At 75.4% G+C, this 16094-nt stretch carries 11 protein-coding genes; 3 read left to right on the top strand and 8 right to left on the bottom strand.

What is annotated here, in order from left to right; translation table 11 throughout:
* Positions 1-240: 240 nt before the first annotated feature.
* A complete protein-coding gene (locus tag BUB17_RS03870) occupies positions 241-1065 on the bottom strand; it encodes a class I SAM-dependent methyltransferase (RefSeq protein ID WP_072913593.1) in 825 nt (274 codons plus the stop codon).
* Between the two features lie 410 nt (positions 1066-1475).
* On the opposite strand from BUB17_RS03870, the gene BUB17_RS03865 reads away from it, so the two are divergent.
* The gene (locus BUB17_RS03865) at positions 1476-4733 is read left to right on the top strand and encodes an ATP-binding protein (protein WP_072913590.1); all 3258 of its coding nucleotides are present in this window, start codon (positions 1476-1478) and stop codon (positions 4731-4733) included.
* Between the two features lie 10 nt (positions 4734-4743).
* Here the strand turns inward: BUB17_RS03865 and BUB17_RS03860 are convergent, their stop codons facing one another.
* From BUB17_RS03860 to BUB17_RS03840, 5 genes are all read right to left on the bottom strand, one after another.
* A complete protein-coding gene (locus BUB17_RS03860; RefSeq protein ID WP_072913587.1) occupies positions 4744-6090 on the bottom strand; it encodes a sensor histidine kinase in 1347 nt (448 codons plus the stop codon).
* Positions 6087-7727 carry an NAD(P)/FAD-dependent oxidoreductase gene (locus BUB17_RS03855; RefSeq protein ID WP_072913584.1) on the bottom strand — a complete coding sequence of 547 codons (1641 nt, stop codon included), beginning with the start codon at positions 7725-7727 and terminating at the stop codon, positions 6087-6089. Before BUB17_RS03855 ends, BUB17_RS03860 begins: the two co-directional genes overlap by 4 nt.
* 113 nt (positions 7728-7840) lie before the next feature.
* A complete protein-coding gene (locus BUB17_RS03850) occupies positions 7841-9226 on the bottom strand; it encodes a carotenoid oxygenase family protein (protein WP_072913581.1) in 1386 nt (461 codons plus the stop codon).
* Between the two features lie 187 nt (positions 9227-9413).
* Positions 9414-9686, bottom strand: a complete 273-nt coding sequence (locus BUB17_RS03845; protein ID WP_072913578.1) for a hypothetical protein — start codon at positions 9684-9686, stop codon at positions 9414-9416.
* 249 nt (positions 9687-9935) lie between these two features.
* Positions 9936-10280: a VOC family protein gene (locus BUB17_RS03840; protein WP_072913763.1), complete on the bottom strand. Its 345-nt coding sequence runs from the start codon at positions 10278-10280 to the stop codon at positions 9936-9938.
* Between the two features lie 71 nt (positions 10281-10351).
* Here BUB17_RS03840 and BUB17_RS03835 point away from each other — a divergent pair, with 71 nt between their 5' ends.
* Entirely contained in the window at positions 10352-11215 is an 864-nt protein-coding gene (locus BUB17_RS03835; RefSeq protein ID WP_072913575.1) for a sigma-70 family RNA polymerase sigma factor, read from the top strand.
* Between the two features lie 104 nt (positions 11216-11319).
* Here BUB17_RS03835 and BUB17_RS03825 read toward each other — a convergent pair whose 3' ends face one another.
* Both BUB17_RS03825 and BUB17_RS03820 read right to left on the bottom strand, forming a co-directional pair.
* On the bottom strand, positions 11320-12945 hold the full coding sequence (locus BUB17_RS03825) for a GNAT family N-acetyltransferase (protein WP_208983302.1): 1626 nt from the start codon (positions 12943-12945) through the stop codon (positions 11320-11322).
* Between the two features lie 96 nt (positions 12946-13041).
* Positions 13042-13863: an alpha/beta fold hydrolase gene (locus tag BUB17_RS03820; RefSeq protein ID WP_072913572.1), complete on the bottom strand. Its 822-nt coding sequence runs from the start codon at positions 13861-13863 to the stop codon at positions 13042-13044.
* 141 nt (positions 13864-14004) lie between these two features.
* Here BUB17_RS03820 and BUB17_RS27645 point away from each other — a divergent pair, with 141 nt between their 5' ends.
* Positions 14005-16074, top strand: a complete 2070-nt coding sequence (locus BUB17_RS27645; RefSeq protein ID WP_072913569.1) for a transcriptional regulator — start codon at positions 14005-14007, stop codon at positions 16072-16074.
* The last annotated feature ends 20 nt before the right edge of the window (positions 16075-16094 follow it).

Here is a 16094-nt window from a genome sequence, read left to right as displayed (position 1 = left end):
CGGAGGCCCGCGGCCCTGTGGTGGCCATCAGCCCCAGCTCCACAGCCGCCGCCAGGTCCACCAGGGGCACGGCGCCTGCGCGCCCCGTCGCGCAGCGAACCGACCCCGGTGCGCGCGGAGGTGAGCGTGCGCCCGACCGCGGTGACCTGCGGGAGCTGCCGAGCGGTCCGGCCCCGAGCCCGACCCCGAGGTGAGCGGCAGCTCGCCGAGGGGGCCGCCCCGAGGACCGGCCCCTCCGGGTCAGCGCCGGGTACCGACGGCGAGCAGGTACTCCATCTCGAACCGGGCCCGGTCCGGTGTACCGCGGTTCCACTCCTCGCAGAAACGGCGCAACGCCTCGTCGAACTCGGCCTCGCGGCCTTCCCGGACGGCGTTGGCCCGGGCCGCGATCGTCGGCCCGTAGTACGCCGTGAAGTGCCGGGCGTAGTCGTGCGGGTCGGGGAAGGCCGTGACCTCCAGGACGTCACGGGTCGACGTACGCCACTCGACCCGGTCGCCGAACAGCGACCGCAGGTGGTCCTCGCTGCCCCACAGCGGCGGCGGCTGCACACCCGGCGGAGGGGGCGGCGCGAACGGCTTCATGGTCCTGAAGAGCGTGCCGAGCATGCCGTCCGGCGTCCAGCACAGCAGCCCGATCGTCCCGCCGGGGCGGCACACGCGCACGAGCTGGTCCGCGGCGTCCTGGTGGTGAGGCGCGAACATGACCCCGATCGCGGACATCACGACGTCGAAGGAAGCATCCTCGAAGGGCAGGTGCTCCGCGTCCGCCTCGGTCCACTCCAGCTCGAGCCCCTGCGCCTCCGCGCGCCGACGGCCCTCCGCCAGCAGCTCGGGCGTCAGGTCGCTCGCTGTCACGCGCGCACCCCGCTCCGCGGCCGGGAGCGAGGCGTTGCCGGTACCGGCCGCGACGTCGAGGACCCGCTGCCCGGGGCGCAGGTCACAGGCCTCCACCAGCCGTGGACCGAGCGGGAGCAGGAAGGTCTCGACCATCCGGGGGTAGTCCCCGGAGGCCCACATCGTGCGGTGTCGTGCCTTGAGCTCGGTGTCGCTGACGGTTACGGACATCTCGGTCCCCTCTCGTGGAGTCAGCCGGAGCCCTGCAGAGGGTCCCCATCGCGACGCCGCGCGACCAGGGGCGAACTGCTCCCCGTCCCCTCCACCGGACCCTCGGGGACGTCTCCGCCGCCTCGTCCGGGCGATGCAGTGGCCGGGCAGCGGGCGGACACCCGGGCGGCCGGTGGACACTCGCCCAGCGGAGGACCCCGATCGGCGACCCGGTCCCCGGCGGCGACGTGTGCACAGCCCCCGCCTCGGGACCTTGGCTTCTACGTGCGACCGCCCCACCATGGGGAATGCTCGACCCGCACTGCTCCATCGGACGTGCAGGAGGACGCGCACGGGTTGGACAGCCGGTGACGGAACAGCGAGGGGCTCCCCCATGACTCCAGCAGCCTCGATCCACCCGAGGTGAGGGCGTGACCGGGCTCGCGCTCTCGGCGGAGACGAGGCTCGCCCGCCTCCTCGAACGACTGCTGGCCGGCGCCGAGGCGTCCCTGGCGGCGGGCGATCTCGAGCCGGCGCGTGCCACGGCCGAGGAGGTGCGCGCCGTCGATCCCGACAACCGGCGCGCCGCCCTCGTCCTGCAGCAGGTCGCGGCCCGCCAGCTCGGCCCGTCAGGGGAACGGGCACTGATGACCCTGTTCTTCTCCGACCTGGTCGGCTCCACGACGCTGTCCGAGCAGGTCGAGCCCGAGCAGCTGCGCGACCTGTTCGCCGTCTACCGCACGGCGGCCCGGGAGGCCGTCAGCCGGTACGGCGGCACCCTCATGCACTACTCCGGTGACGGCATCCTCGCCGGCTTCGGCCACCCGGCCCCCCACGAGGACGACGCCCGACGAGCGGTACTTGCCGGCCTGGACCTCGTCGTTGCACTGCGCGACGCCCGTGCACAGCTGAGCGACCGGTTCGGTGTGGCGCTCGAGGTCCGGATCGGGATCCACACCGGCCGCGTGGTGGTCAGCGACCTCAGCGACGACGGCGCCCTCGCCGAGCGGGACTCGGTCGTCGGCCTGGTGCCCAATCTCGCATCGCGGATCCAGCAGGTCGCCGACCCGGGCACGGTGGTGATCAGCGACGTCACCCAGCAGCTGGTCGACGCGGACTTCTTCCTGCACTCGCTGGGCGAGCGCCGGCTGAAGGGGATCAGCCGCCCGGTCGAGGTCTTCGCCGTGGAGCGCCCCCGCCACGCCGCGGCCCGGTTCCAGTCCGAGCGGTACCGCAAGGCCGGGCTCGTCGGCCGGGACGAGCAGCGGACCCGGCTGCTCGCGGCGTGGGACGCCGTGCGGCGGGGCACCGGACCGGACGCCGACGCGACCTTCCTCGTCGCCGGCGAGCCGGGCATCGGCAAGTCGCGGCTGGTGGCCGAGATCATCGACCGGGTGCAGGCCAGCGGCGGCCGGGTGCTCGGTGCGGCCTGCCTGCCCTACTACGCCAACGTCTCGCTGTGGCCCATCGCGCGGCTGCTCGAGCGCCTGATGGGCGGGCCGGGCGAGGAGGCAGACCGGCTCGGCCGGCTCGTCAGCAACCTCGATGCCCTCGGGCTGGACCCGGCCCGGGCGGTCCCCTTGCTCGGCCCGCTGATCGGGGTCCCCGCGACGGCCGAGTACCCGGCGCCCGACCTGGACCCGAGCGCCGTCCTCGACCAGACGCTGGACCTGCTCGTGGACTGGCTCGCCGCGGGCGCGGGACGCCGGCCGCACCTGTTCGTCGTCGAGGACCTGCACTGGGCCGACCCCTCCACCGTCGAACTGCTGGAGCGTGTGGCCGAGCGACGCCCCGCGGGCCTCTTCACGGTGGTCACCGTCCGGAACGCCTCTGTCGTCCCGTGGCGGGACGCCGTGGGCGTGGTCGAGCTCGGGCGCCTCGACGGCCCGGCCGCCGATCGGCTGGTCGACAACCTCACGGCCGGCCAGCGCCTGGACGACGCGGCGCGCGCCGCGATCATCGAGCACGCCGAGGGGATCCCGCTGTTCATCGAGGAGCTGACCCGCTCCCGCCTCCGCGCGCAGCACTCCGAGCCGATCCCGCTGCGGCTGCAGGAGCTGCTCACCTGGCGGCTCAAGGCGCCGGGGGTCGACCTGCGCATGGTGCAGGTCGCGGCCACCGTCGGGCCGACCTTCTACCCGGCCACCGTCGCGGCGGTGATCGGCGACGCCGACGCCGTGACCGACCAGCTCCGGGTGCTGGCCGACGCAGGGATCGTCGAGCCGGTGAGCCTCGCGGCAGGCGCCTTCCGCTTCCGCCACGCGCTGATGCGCGACGCCGCCTACGAGACCCAGGTGCTCGACGTGCGCCGCCGGACGCACGCCCGGGTGGCCGACGCGCTCGCCGCCCGCGGCGCCGAGCCGGCGCTGGTCGCCCAGCACCTGGACCTGGCCGGCGCGGCGGAGCAGGCCGCCGCCCGCTACTCCGAGGCTGCCCGGCTGGAACAGGGTCGCGGGGCCCACCCGGAGGCGACGAAGCTGGTGTCGCGAGCCCTGGAGCTGCTGGAGACCCTGCCCGAGTCGGCCGACCGCGCGCTGGGGGAGCTCACCGCCCGGATGCTGCACGGTCTCTCCGTGAGCTCGATGCAGGGCTACGCCTCCCCCGACGTCGAGGCCGACCACCGGCGGGCGCAGGAGCTCGCCGCCCGGCTCGGGCGCCCGGAGGTGCTCCCGGCGCTGGTCGGGATCTGGGCGTACTGGCTCACCAGCGGCCGGCTGACCACGGCCCGCGGCGTGCTCGACCAGCTCACCGCGATCGTGCGCGAGCCCGCCTTCGCCGCGTTCGAGCCGGAGGTGGCGGTGCTGGCCGGCATCCACGACTTCCACCGGGGCCACCTCGCGTCGGCACAGGCGCACCTGGAACGGGCAGAGGTCGGCTTCGCCGCCCGCCCCGCCGAGCAGCGGGTCTCCCTCCTGTGGCCGCTGCCCGACGACCCGACAGCGGTGTCGGCGAGCGTGCTCGCCGGCGTGAGCGCCGCGCGCGGTGAGCTCGACGAGGCTGAGCGCTGGGAGCGGGAGGCCCTCCGTCGCGCCGAGGAGGTCGGTTCCCCGCGCGGCCCGGTCAGCCTCGTCTTCGTCAAGATCTACGTCGCCCTGATCCGGCGTTTCCTCGGGGACGACGCCGCGGCCGCACGGGCGGGAACGGAGGCCATCGCCATCGGCGAGGAGCACGGTCTCGCCTTCCGGTCGGCGTGGGGCGCCGCCTGGGCCGCCACCGGCACGTCCGGCGGCCCCCCGGACCGGGCGTTCCTCGAGCGGGCCCTCGCGGCCCTGGAGCTCATGGGTTGGCTGACGTTCCTCGCCTCCCACCTGGCCCTCCTCGCCCGGCTGGACGCGGCGGCCGGCGAGGTCGACCGGGCCGAGGAGCACCTGGCCGAGGCTTTCGCGGCGGCGCACCGGAGTGGCGAGGACCTGCACCTGCCGGAGCTGCTCCGCCAGCGGGCTCAGTTCACGCTGGCCCGCGGAGGAGACGCCGGTCGGGCGGTGGCCGACCTGACCGAGGCGGTGCGGATCGCGGCCGGCCAAGGCGCCCGGGTGTCCCGCCTCCGCGCCGCCCTCGACCTCGCCCGCCTCCCCACGCCGTCCCGGCCCGCGCACTGGCGGATCCTCCTTGCCGAGGCGAGGGCGGATCTGCCGCCCTCGACGGCGACCACCGATACGGCGGCGGCCGACGACCTGCTGCGCGGTTGACGGCGCTCGATCAGCGGCGCCGGGGCAGGACGACCCGGGCCCGCGTGACGCCGTCCTCCGAGGTGAGTGTGAGCCGGCCGCGGTGCTTCTGGGCGACCACGGCCAGCGACGTCGCGAGGCCCAGCCCCGTGCCCTCACCGACCGGCTTGGTGGTGAAGAACGCGTCGAAGGCCCTCGCGAGGACCTCCGGGGGCACCGGGGGCCCGGTGTTCTCGATGTCGACCACCACGGAGTCGGCCTTCCCCCGGGTGCGCACCGTCACGGTGCCTGGCCGCTCCACCGCGGCGAGCGCGTTGTCGAGGAGGTTGGTCCAGACCAGGGCCAGGTCTGCCGGCCAGCCCTGGACGACCTGGGGCTCCGGGTCCAGGTCGCGGTGCACCGTCACGTCGGCGGGCACCTTGTGGTGCAGCAGGACGAGTGCCTGCTCGAGGCTGCCGTGGACGTCCACCTCGGTCAGGGACTGGTCCGCGGAGTAGGCGAGCGGGCGCACCCCGGAGACGATCCGGGAGAGCTGCTCGGCGCCGGCGGAGATCTCGTCGAGCAGGCTGGCGACCTCGGCCGAGCGTGCGAGCCCGTGCACCGCCGGACCGCGTCCGTCTCCGGGCAGTCCGGCCAGCGCCTCCTCCAGGGACGCCGGGTCGACGCCCAGCCCCAGCAGGTGCGGAGCGGCCGTCCAGCCCCGTTCCACCCCCGCCGCGGCGAGGACGTCGGCGAGCGCCCGCTCCGCGTCGCCCCGTGCCAGCGGGTCCTCCGGCACGGGCACGGCGCCGACGAGCCGCCGGAGCGGGTCGTCGGCGCCGCCGTCCCCCGCCAGCAGGGACCGGAGCCTGGCGACGCCGCGCTGGACGGCGCTCGCGGGGTTGTTCAGCTCGTGCAGCAGGCCGGCCGACAGGGCGCCCAGCGCGGCCATCCGCTCGTGCTGGCGCACCAGCCCCTCCTCGCGGTCGAGCCGCCGGGTCGCCGCCAGCAGCATCGCCCGGGCCGACTGGGGGTGGGTGAACAGCCGGTCCAGCGCGTCGGCGCCGATCCGCTGGACGCGGCTGCGGGTCCGGGCCCGCACGGTGGCCGAGCGGGGCCGGCGGTGGGCGATGCCGAGTTCCCCGACGAGGTCGCCGGCGCCGCAGACGTTGAGCAGGACGGCAGACCCGCCGACGTCCCGGCTGACCTCGAACTCGCCGTCCAGGACCACGTACATGGCCTCCGGCGGCGAGCCCTCGGCCATGAGCACCTCGCCGGCCGCCAGCTCGACGGTGCGGCTGGCCGCGGCCAGGTCGGCGAGGTCCTCCTCCGGCAGGTGCGCGAACAGCCGGGAGCTCCGCAGCGCCGCCGCCACGTCCTGGTCCGGGGCGATGGTCACCGGGCGGCCAGCCGCTGGTGGACGAACCGGACCGCCATCGCCCCCTCCCCCACGGCGGCGGCGATCCGGTTGCCCGCCCCGTGCCGGACGTCCCCTGCGGCGAACACGCCGGGCACGGAGGTCTCCAGGGGCAGGGGCGGGGCCGACAGCGGCCACTCCGGCGGCCACGAGCCGACGTCCGTGCCGGTGACCACGAACCCCCGCTCGTCCCGGCGGACGACGCCGTCCAGCCAGCCGGTGCGGGGCTCCTGGCCGATGAACACGAACAGGGCGTCCGCCTGCTCCTCGCGCTCACCGGCGTCCGACCGCAGCCGCAGCCCCTCCAGCCGGCGCGTCCCCAGCGCGCCGGTCACCCGCGTGCGGTACTCCACGGAGACGTTCTCCCGCGACGCCAGCCGGTCGACCAGGTAGCGCGACATCGTGGCGGAGAGGTCGTCGCCACGCAGCAGCAGCGTCACCGAGGCGGCGAAGCGGGAGAGGAAGACCGCCGCCTGCCCGGCCGAGTTGCCGCCCCCGACCACGAAGACCCGGCCGCCCCGGTGGTCGACGCCCTCGGCCTGACCGGCGCCGTAGTAGACGCCGAGCCCGGTGAGCTCGGCGGCCCCGGGCACGTCGAGGGTGCGGTACTCGACACCCGTGGCGATGATCAGCGTCGAGGCGCTGACCTCGCCACCGTGCGCCGGCCGGACGACGGTGTAGGGCCCCTCCCGGCGCAGGCCCACCGCCTCGGCCGGCACCAGGATCTCGGCGCCGAAGCGAACCGCCTGCTCGCGGGCCCGCAGGGTCAGGTCGGCGCCCGACAGGCCGACCGGGAAGCCCAGGTAGTTCTCGATCCGGCTGGTGGTGCCCGCCTGCCCGCCGGGGGCGTTGCACTCCAGGACCAGCGTCGACAGCCCCTCCGAGGCGCCGTACACCGCGGCGGCCAGGCCGGCCGGCCCGGCCCCCACCACGACGAGGTCGTAGGCCGCGCGCTGGGCCTGCGCGCGCAGCCCGATCCGCGCGCCGACCTCGTGCAGGTCCGGCTGGACGAGGACGTCCCCGTCGTCCAGCACGAGGACCGGCAGCGAGCCGGCGTCGATCGCCGCCACGTCGAGCAGCTCCCGCGCCTCCGGGTCCGACTCGCCGTCGAGCCAGCGGTAGGGCACCAGGTTGCGGGCCAGGAACTCGCGCAGCGCGTGGCCGGACCGCGACCAGCGGTCGCTGATCAGCCGGAGGTTCGCGAGTGGAGGCGGCGGGCGCCAGGTCTGGAGCAGGTCGTCCAGCACCGGGTAGAGGCGGTCCTCCGGCGGGTCCCAGGGCTTGAGCAGGTAGTGCTGGACGTCGGCGTCGTTGATGGCCTTGATGGCCGCGTCGGTGTCGGCATAGGCGGTCAGGAGCACGCGCCGGGCGTCGGGGTACACCTTCCGGCTCGCCGTCAGCAGCTCCACGCCGCTCATCCCCGGCATCCGCTGGTCGACCAGCAGGAGGGCCACCGGGTCCTCGCGCAGCCGCAGCCGGCGCATCAGGTCCAGCGCCTGCTCACCGGAGGAGGCCGCGTAGACCTGGTAGTGCTCGCCGTACCGCCCCCTCAGGTCCCGTTCGATCGCGGACAGCACCGGGCCGTCGTCATCGACGGCGAGCAGAGCCGGCTTGCCCATGGCACCTCCTCCGGGATCGGTGGGCCGGTCGCGCCGGGCCCTCCGTGGTCAGCACTGCCGCGGGCCCCCGCGCCCACCCGGCGGGCGCCGGCGAGGCTGGAGCACCGCGCCCCTCACCCGTCGGCGACCCAGCTGCCGTGGAAGCCGAGTGGGACCCGCGCCGGGAGGTGGACGGTGGCGACCGGTGGGCCGGCGAAGTCCTGTGCCGACAGGACCACCAGGTCGGTGGCTTCGCGGTCGGGGTCGTGCACGAAGGCCATGACGTAGCCGTCGTCCTCGTCCGCGTCCGGCGTCGAGGGGGCGAACACCGCCTCACCGACCGAGGCGTTCCTCGGGAGGCGGTGCTCCCCGACCGTTCCGGCGACCAGGTCGTGCTTGAGCAGCGTGTCGGCGAACGCGGCGTCCCGGAACGTCCCGTCCACCTGCACGGTGGCCCGGTCGACCAGCGCCGTCACCGCGCTGTAGCCGTAGCGGTGCGCCCGGGAGACGACCCGCTCGTCGACGCGCGGGAACTCCTGCGGGCGGTCGTCGAGGGCCTGCCGGGTCACCCGTCCCGCGGCCGGGTCGACCGTCCAGCGCTCCAGCGTGGGCGGCCCCCCGCCGATCAGGGCCGCCATGTCGTAGACGCCCTCGTAGCGGCACAGGTCGACGACGACCCGGTTCCCGTCGTCGTAGGCGTTGAGCGTGTGGAACACCCAGCACGGCTCCACCTCGAACCAGCGGACGGCGCGGGTCGTCCCCGCACGGGGCAGCAGACCGAGGCGGGGCTGGTGCGAGGGGTTCCAGGTGTAGGGCAGCCGGGAGCCGGCCGCCGCCGCGTCCGTGCTGAAGGTGACCGGCAGGTCGAGCAGCACCACGTACCGCTCGGTCAGGGCGAAGTCGTGCACCATCGGCCCGTCCGGGACCGGGACGTCGGTGGTGCCGCTGACCCTGCCGTCGGGACCGACGACGACGTGCTGCAGGTGGTCCCAGCCCCAGAAGTAGGCGACGGCGTGCAGCTCGCCGGTCCGCCGGTCGAGCTTGGTGTGCGCCGCGTAGCCGCCGGGCAAGGTGCCGTCGAAGTCGCACGGGCCGACGGTGTCGAGTTCGTCGGTGAGCTCGTACGGCAGCGCGCCGGCCTCGACGGTGGCCAGGGTGCGCCCCGCGTGGGCGATGACGTGCGTGTTGGCGGCGAAGTCCATGCCGGCGTGCACGGGCCCGCCCGGCCACCTCTCCCCCAGCGACTCCGCGACGGTGCGCGACCGGACCCAGCGGTTGCGGTACCACTCGGCCCGGCCGTCCCGCAGCCGGACCCCGTGCACCATGCCGGCACCGAGGAACCAGTGGGAGCCGGGATCGTCCGAGCCCAGCGGGTTGGGCCCGTTGCGCAGGTAGCGCCCGTCCAGCCCGGCGGGCAGGCGTCCGGTCACCGGCAGGTCGAACGCCGTGACCTCCTCCGTCACCGGGGCGTACGGGCCCTGGAGGAACGGGCTGCGGTCGAGCATCGGACGATCGGTCATCGCGGCTGCCTCTCGGCGGAGCGTCGGCAGGGACGTCCTCGTCTCCGCCGTCCGCCCCCGATCCTGGCCCTCTCGCCCGAGACTGGACAGTCCTCGTCGGCATCCCGACGCCACGGAGCATGCGAGGCACCGGACCGGTGATCCCGGTCCGGCAACGCCTGCGGTCGGCGACCGTGGGCCGCTCGCGTCACGCCACCACACGCGCCGACGGGTGCGCACCCGGCTCGCCCTCGGCGACGATCCAGGCCGTGCGCCCGTGCAGCGGCGGGGTCTTGGTGCCGTCGGTGAACCACACGACGACTCCCCCGTGCGCCTTGCAGTGCGAACGCACGACCCGGACCCGGCTCCCCTGCCTGCTCCTGGTCGGCCGGACCAGGGGGAGGCCGAAGTCCGTGCCCACCACGTCGGTGGTCAGGACCGGCTCCCCGGCGGGCAGGTGGGACGTCGAGACAGTGGTCATCAGGGCCTCCTGGGCGTCAGGCCGACCGGACGACCGGCGGTGGGGCCGGTCGCAGTCGTGCGAACACGTGTTCGATTATGAGCCCGGTGTGCAACGGATGCCGGATCCCGTCGCCCCCCGCGCACGGAACCGACGGCTCCTCCACGGGTGTGCCGGTGCTGCGGCGGGGGGTGGACCCGGCCGGGGACGCGACGCGTGCAACGCCGCACCGGCCGCGGTCCTCGCCCGCTCGACGGTGCGCTGAACGGATCACCCCGCCTGGCGCAGGCCGATCAGGTTGCCGTCGCCGTCCCGGGCCAGGGCGACCAGGAGGCCGCCGCCGACGTCGGTGGGGTCCTGCACCGTCTCGGCGCCGGCCTGCACCAGAGCGGCGAGGCTCGTCGCGACGTCGTCCACGTGCCAGTACGCGACCGGACCGGACTGCCCGTGCCGGTGGCCGTGCGGGTCGAGGCCGATCGCCTGGCCGTCGGCGTCGAACTGGGCGTAGTACGGCGCGTCCACCACCGGTTCGGCGCCGAGCAGGGCGCCGAACAGCGCCTTGGCGTGGGCCAGGTCGGTCACGGGGTAGATGACGGTGCGGATCCCGGTCGTCATGGTGTGCTCCTCGATCGTCGGGTTCGGGTCTGCCACCTCTCTGACACCCGCCGACCGAGGGATGTGACGACATGAGTGATCACGACGTCCTCGCCGCGCGGTTCGAGGAGCACCGCGACCGGCTGACCGCCGTGGCCTCCCGCCTGCTCGGCTCGCGCGCCGAGGCCGAGGACGCCGTCCAGGAGGCCTGGCTGCGGGTCAGCCGGGCCGGCAGCGACGAGGTGGAGAACCTCGGCGGCTGGCTGACGACCGTCGTGGCGCGGGTGGCGCTCAACCAGCTGCGCGCCCGCGCCAACCGCCGCGAGGAGCCCTTCGACGACGCGCCGCCGGCCCGCCTGCACGCCGCCGCCGACCCCGCCGAGGAGGCGGTGCGCGCCGACTCCGTGGGGCTGGCGCTGCTCGTGGTCCTCGACCAGCTCGCGCCCGCCGAGCGGCTGGCCTTCGTGCTGCACGACCTGTTCGACGTGCCCTTCGACGAGATCGCGTCGATCGTCGACCGCTCGCCTGCCGCGGCCCGGCAGCTGGCCAGCCGGGCCCGGCGCCGCGTGCGCGGAGCCGAGCTGCCCGACGCCACCGAGCGGCGCCGGGAGGTGGTCGCGGCCTTCCTGGACGCGTCTCGCAACGGCGACTTCGCCGCCCTGCTCGAGCTCCTCCACCCCGAGGCGGTGCTGCGGTCCGACGCCGTGGCCGCCCGGATGGGCGCCGCCGCCGAGGTGCGCGGGGCGACCGGGGTGGCCCAGTTCCTCTCCGGCCGGGCGCGGGCCGCGCGGCTCGTGCTCGTCGACGGCGAACCGGGCGCGCTGTGGTCGCTGAGGGGCACGCCGCAGGTGGTCTTCGCCTTCACCGTCGAGGACGGCGTCGTGACCGCGATCGACCTGCTCGCCGCCCCGCAGACCCTCGCGGGCCTGGACCTGCAGCCCCTCCGGCAGCGGTAGCCGGTCGGCGGGATCGCCCGCGCCGACCGCTCCGCACGTCCTCGAGTCCTGCACCGCTGCCGCGCCGGTCCACGGACCGCCGGCCGGGGAGGGCCCGGGTGTGCTCAGGAGGCGGGCAGCGGGAGCCGCAGGACGATCTCGCCGTCGTCGGTCTCACCGGTGGGCCGGAAACCGAACCGCTGGTAGAAGGGCCACGGCCCGCCCTCGCCGGGCTCGTAGCTGGTCAGCAGCTCGGTGCCGCCGTCGGCTCGCACCAGGTCGACGATCTGCGTCAGCACCGCGCGGCCGATCCCGCGTCCCTGGTACCGCTTGTCGATCAGCAGCCGCCACAGGAAGTGGCGCCCTCGGTACCGGCCCTTGCGCGGCTTCCAGGAGAGCATCACGAAGCCGACCGGCTCGTCACCGCAGTACACCGCGCGGGACCACGGATTGGCCTGGGGCGTCTCGGCGGCGTCCCGCAGCGAGCAGGACACCGAGGCGACGAACCGCTTCTGGCGGCCTCGGACGCGCAACGCGCGGACCGCCTCGCGGTCCTCGTCGGTGATCTCCCGCAGGTGCACGTCCGGAGACGCCGTGCCGCCCACCTCCGGCCCGGCAGTCGGCTGCCGCTGCGGGAGCACACCACCCCGGTCGGGCACGGACCGGCACGGCGCACCCGGCAGCCGGACCACGTCGGCGAGGACGCTCCCGTCGTCGGTCAGCCGATCCGGGGACGGGCTGTCGTGGACGACCAGCAGGCGCGGACCGTCGTCCGGACCGAGCACCCCGATGCCCTCGGCGTGGTCGTGCCCCTCGCCGTAGGGCAGGTCGAGCTCCCGCGTGAGCAGGTCGCCGCGGACCACCTGCGGCGTGTCCGCCTGCAGGGCCCCGTGCCAGCGGAAGACGTGCACCGGTCCGTCGAGGTCCATCGTGGGGCCGGCCAGCACGAGCAGGTCGTCCCCGTGCGGGCAGAGGTCTCGCACCCCCAGACCGCGCAGCCGCAGGACGTGCTTGCGGTACGGGCGGCCGTCGTCGAACGCGGTCAGGTGCAGCCGCTCCGGCGCGGCGGGGTCGACCTCGGGGTGCAGCTCCAGCACCACGGCCCAGCCGCGCAGCACCGGCCCGCGCAGGCCCAGGTACACCCGCGGCCCGGCGACGGCGATGCCCTCGACGTCCAGCCCGTTGTCCTTGCCCGGCAGCGGCAGGAACGGGCCCAGGTGCTCGTCGTCGGCCAGGACGTCCCGCAGGTCGGCGCCGTGGAGGCCGAAGGACGCGGCGCGGTGCCGGATCCCGTCCTCCTCCAGTTCGCGCACGACGGTCGGCAGGCCGTCCACGACAGCCACGGGCAACCGGACGAGGAGCTGGCGGTTGGGCTGGCCGGTGACCGCGGCCAGCCGGCGCAGGGCCTTGCCGCCGCTGTGCCGGGCCTTGATCTGCTTGCGGCGCAGGCTGTGCGACCCGACCGCCCACAGGAAGCAGCCGTGCCGGGCCAGGCCCTCGATGTCGGCCTCGTCCTCGTCGTCCTCGGGAGCGGGCAGCTCCACGTGGTCGGCGAGGCGGACGCCGGTCTGCTGCGCGTAGCGGTGCGGCTCCTCCGGAGCATCGGCGACCAGCCGCTCGATCGTCGCGGTCTCGTCGCCGGCCACCCAGAGGACGGCGCCGTCGCTGCGGACGGCCGAGAGGTTGCCGTGGGTGCCGGCCGTCCGCGCCGACTCCTCGAACTGCAGCCGGACCCGCCGCTCCACGGTCATGTCACCCACCCTGGCACGGGGACGGCCGGGCGGGCCCTCACCCGGAGCCGGCCGTCCGCGACCGCACGGGAGGCCGCGCGGCCCCGCACTCCTCCGTCAGTCGCCGGCCATGGGGTGGCGGCCGAGGAACGAGCGCATCGCGCGGGCGACGGGCTCGGGGCGCTGCACGTGCAGGAGATGACCGACGCCCTCGATCGTGCGCTCCTCGAGGTCCGGGACCGCCGAGCGGAGGAGGGCGGCGACCTCCACGAACAGCGGCAGGGTGTCGCCGCCGAGCACGGACAGCGTCGGGCAACGGATGGCGGCTGCCTGCTCCGGGCCGAACGCCCACTCGGCCATGGCGGGCAGCTCGACGCCGAAGCAGGTGTCGGCGTCCTCGACCGCCTGGGCCACCACGCCGGGGATCCGCTGCTCCAGCAGGGCGCGGCACGGTGCCCGGTCCAGGCCGCACGCGACGCTGAGGAAGAGGGCCCACGCCTCCTCGTGGTCTCCGTTGCCGTACGCCTCGAATGCGGGGCCGGCCTGCTGGAGGACGGCCTCGCCGCTGGGCACCGAGAGCACGAACGGCTCCAGGAGGACCAGGGTCTGCACGATCCCGGGATCGTCGACCGCCAGCTGGGTCGCGACGACCGCGCCGGTCGAGTGACCGGCGACGTGGGCGCGTGGCACGCCCAGGTGGCCGAGGAGCCCCGCGGCGTCGGCGGCGTGGTCGGCCACGCTCACCGGCGGCGGGGTGCGTGTGCTGCCCGCCCAGCCCCGCTTGTGGTAGCGGATCAGCTGGTACCGATCGGCCAGCGCCGGCTCCTCGACCAGCGGCAGGAAGCCGTCGGCCAGGACGGGGCTGATGAGCAGCACGGCCTCGCCGGCGCCCGTCACCTCGTACTCGAGTTCGACACCGTTGATGCTGGCTCGCTCCACGACTCCTCCTCGGGTCTGTCCTCCGGGCCGGATTCGTGGCCCACCCGAGGTGCGTGAGCGACACTGTTACGGCGGTAACCCGCGCGGTTACCTCCCGGCGCCGGGCGACCTGAGCTCCCGGCAGAGCTGGGGAGGGGTGCGATGAGCGATGTCGCTGGTCCCGGTCCGGTCGGGCGCGCACGGTCCGCCGTGGCGGGGGGCGACTGGCCGGAGGCGTTCGGCCTCCTGGTGCGAGCGGACGCGGAGGGCACGCTGGCCGCCGCCGACCTCCCGCTGCTGGGCGAGGTCGCCTACGCGGCGGGCCACCTGGACGTGACCATCGAGGCGTGGGAACGCGCTCATGCCGCGTGCATGCAGACCCGGGACCTCGACGCCGCGTCAGGGGCCGCCGTCCGCGTCGCGATGCACCTCCTCTTCGACACCGCCCTCATGGCGCCGGTGCGCGGGTGGCTGGCCCGTGCCGATGAGCTGCTCGAGGGCCGCAGCCACTCTCCGGCGCACGCGTGGCAGGGCGTCGTCCACGCCTACGAGCGGATGCTGACCGGCGACCTGACAGGGGCCCGGCGATGGGCCCTGCAGGCCATCGAGGTCGGGGCCGGCTGCGACCCCGCGGCGTGTGCGATCGGACGCGTGGCGCAGGCCCGGCTGCTCATCCTGGACGGCGACGTCGACCAGGGCCTGGACCTGCTGAACCGGGCCGGGGTGGCGACCGTCTCGGGGGAACTCGATCCGCTGTCGACGGGGGTCGTCTACTGCGAGCTGGTCTGCGCACTCCAGGGCCTCGCGCAGTACGACCTGGCCGAGGAGTGGACCGAGGCGATGGAGCGATGGACCCGGACCGGCGCCATCGGGAGCCTGCACGGGCGCTGCCGTGTGCACCGGGCCGAGATCCTCCGGTTGCGTGGAGCGTGCGGGGAGGCGGAGGCCGAAGCGCTCGGAGCCTGCCAGGAACTCCGCCCGTACCTGCGACGCGAGCTCGGGTGGCCGTTGACCGAACTCGGCCGGATCCGCCTGCACAAGGGGGACGTCGGAGGAGCGGAGGAGGCTCTGCTCGCCGCTCACCGCGCCGGGTGGGATCCCCAACCCGGCCTCGCGCTGGTCCGTCTCGCCCAGGGCGATGCGGTCACGGCGGCTGCCTCCATCCGGGACGCCCTGGCCCACCCTGCGCGGCTGCCGTGGAAGGAGCGGCCACCGGACAACGACCTGCAGCGTGTCCCGCTGCTCGAGGCGCAGGTCGAGATCGAGCTCGCCGTCGGCGACGTCGACCGGGCGCGATCCGCCGCCGCCGTCCTCGAGGTCATCGCGGCCCGCTTCGGCAGCAAGGCGCTGCTCGCGGGTGCCACCCTCGCCCGGGCACGGGTTCTGCTCGCGGACGGGGATGCCGCCGGCGCGGAGCGGTCCTCGACCGAGGCGGTGCGGCTCTGGAGCGAGGTCGGCGCGCCGTACGAGACGGCCGAGGCCCGCATGGCCCTGGCCGACGCGCACGCCGCGAGCGGCGACGGGCACCGGGCCGCCCTCGAGCGCCGCGCGGCGCGGGCAGCGTTCGCCGCCGTCCGAGCCTCGCCGCGGGGAGCGCCGCAGGCCGGCCCGGAGGGCCACGCGGCAGGCGACGAGCAGCCGGCCGTCGGCGCCAACGTCCTCCGTCACGAGGGTGACTACTGGACCGTGGTGTTCGACGGCTCCACCGTTCTCGTGCGAGACCTCACGGGCATGCGTCACCTGGCCCGGCTCCTGGTGGACCCGGGCCGGGAGTACCACGTGCTGGACCTGGTGGCCGCGGAGACCAGCCGCGCGGGGCGACCCGGCAGCAGCCGGACGGCGGATCTGCCGCGCTCGGTGCTCGGCGACGCCGGCGAGCTGCTCGACGCGCGGGCCAAGGACGCCTACCGGCGACGGCTGGCCGAGATCGACGAGGACATCGACGCGGCACGCGCCGTCGGGGACGCCGACCGGGCCGCCCAGGCCGAGACCGAACGCGACTTCCTCGTGCGAGAGCTCGCCCGCGCGTTCGGCTTGAGTGGTCGTGGTCGACGGGCCGCGTCGGCGTCCGAGCGCGCCCGGGCCGGCGTGACCCGGGCCCTCCGCCAGTCGATCGCCCGGCTCGGGGAGAAGCACCCCCGGCTCGGCGAGCACCTCAGCCGGACCGTCCGCACGGGCACCTACTGCGGCTACTTCCCCGACCCCCGGGCGCCCGGGGGCTGGACCTCCTGATCCGGCCGGGAGCCGCGTCG

This window comes from Geodermatophilus obscurus, assembly GCF_900143215.1.
Lineage (GTDB): Bacteria > Actinomycetota > Actinomycetes > Mycobacteriales > Geodermatophilaceae > Geodermatophilus > Geodermatophilus obscurus_A.
Note: the sequence above shows the minus strand (reverse complement) of the source record. Positions and strands in the feature narration are given on the sequence as shown.

Excerpts from the sequence above, each read along its gene's own strand:
- BUB17_RS03850 (WP_072913581.1), bottom strand. The coding sequence starts at position 9,226 with ATGACCGATCGTCCGATGCTCGACCGCAGCCCGTTCCTCCAGGGCCCG.
- BUB17_RS03855 (WP_072913584.1), bottom strand. The coding sequence starts at position 7,727 with ATGGGCAAGCCGGCTCTGCTCGCCGTCGATGACGACGGCCCGGTGCTG.
- BUB17_RS03825 (WP_208983302.1), bottom strand. The coding sequence starts at position 12,945 with ATGACCGTGGAGCGGCGGGTCCGGCTGCAGTTCGAGGAGTCGGCGCGG.
- BUB17_RS27645 (WP_072913569.1), top strand. The coding sequence starts at position 14,005 with ATGAGCGATGTCGCTGGTCCCGGTCCGGTCGGGCGCGCACGGTCCGCC.
- BUB17_RS03870 (WP_072913593.1), bottom strand. The coding sequence starts at position 1,065 with ATGTCCGTAACCGTCAGCGACACCGAGCTCAAGGCACGACACCGCACG.
- BUB17_RS03845 (WP_072913578.1), bottom strand. The coding sequence starts at position 9,686 with ATGACCACTGTCTCGACGTCCCACCTGCCCGCCGGGGAGCCGGTCCTG.
- BUB17_RS03840 (WP_072913763.1), bottom strand. The coding sequence starts at position 10,280 with ATGACGACCGGGATCCGCACCGTCATCTACCCCGTGACCGACCTGGCC.
- BUB17_RS03835 (WP_072913575.1), top strand. The coding sequence starts at position 10,352 with ATGAGTGATCACGACGTCCTCGCCGCGCGGTTCGAGGAGCACCGCGAC.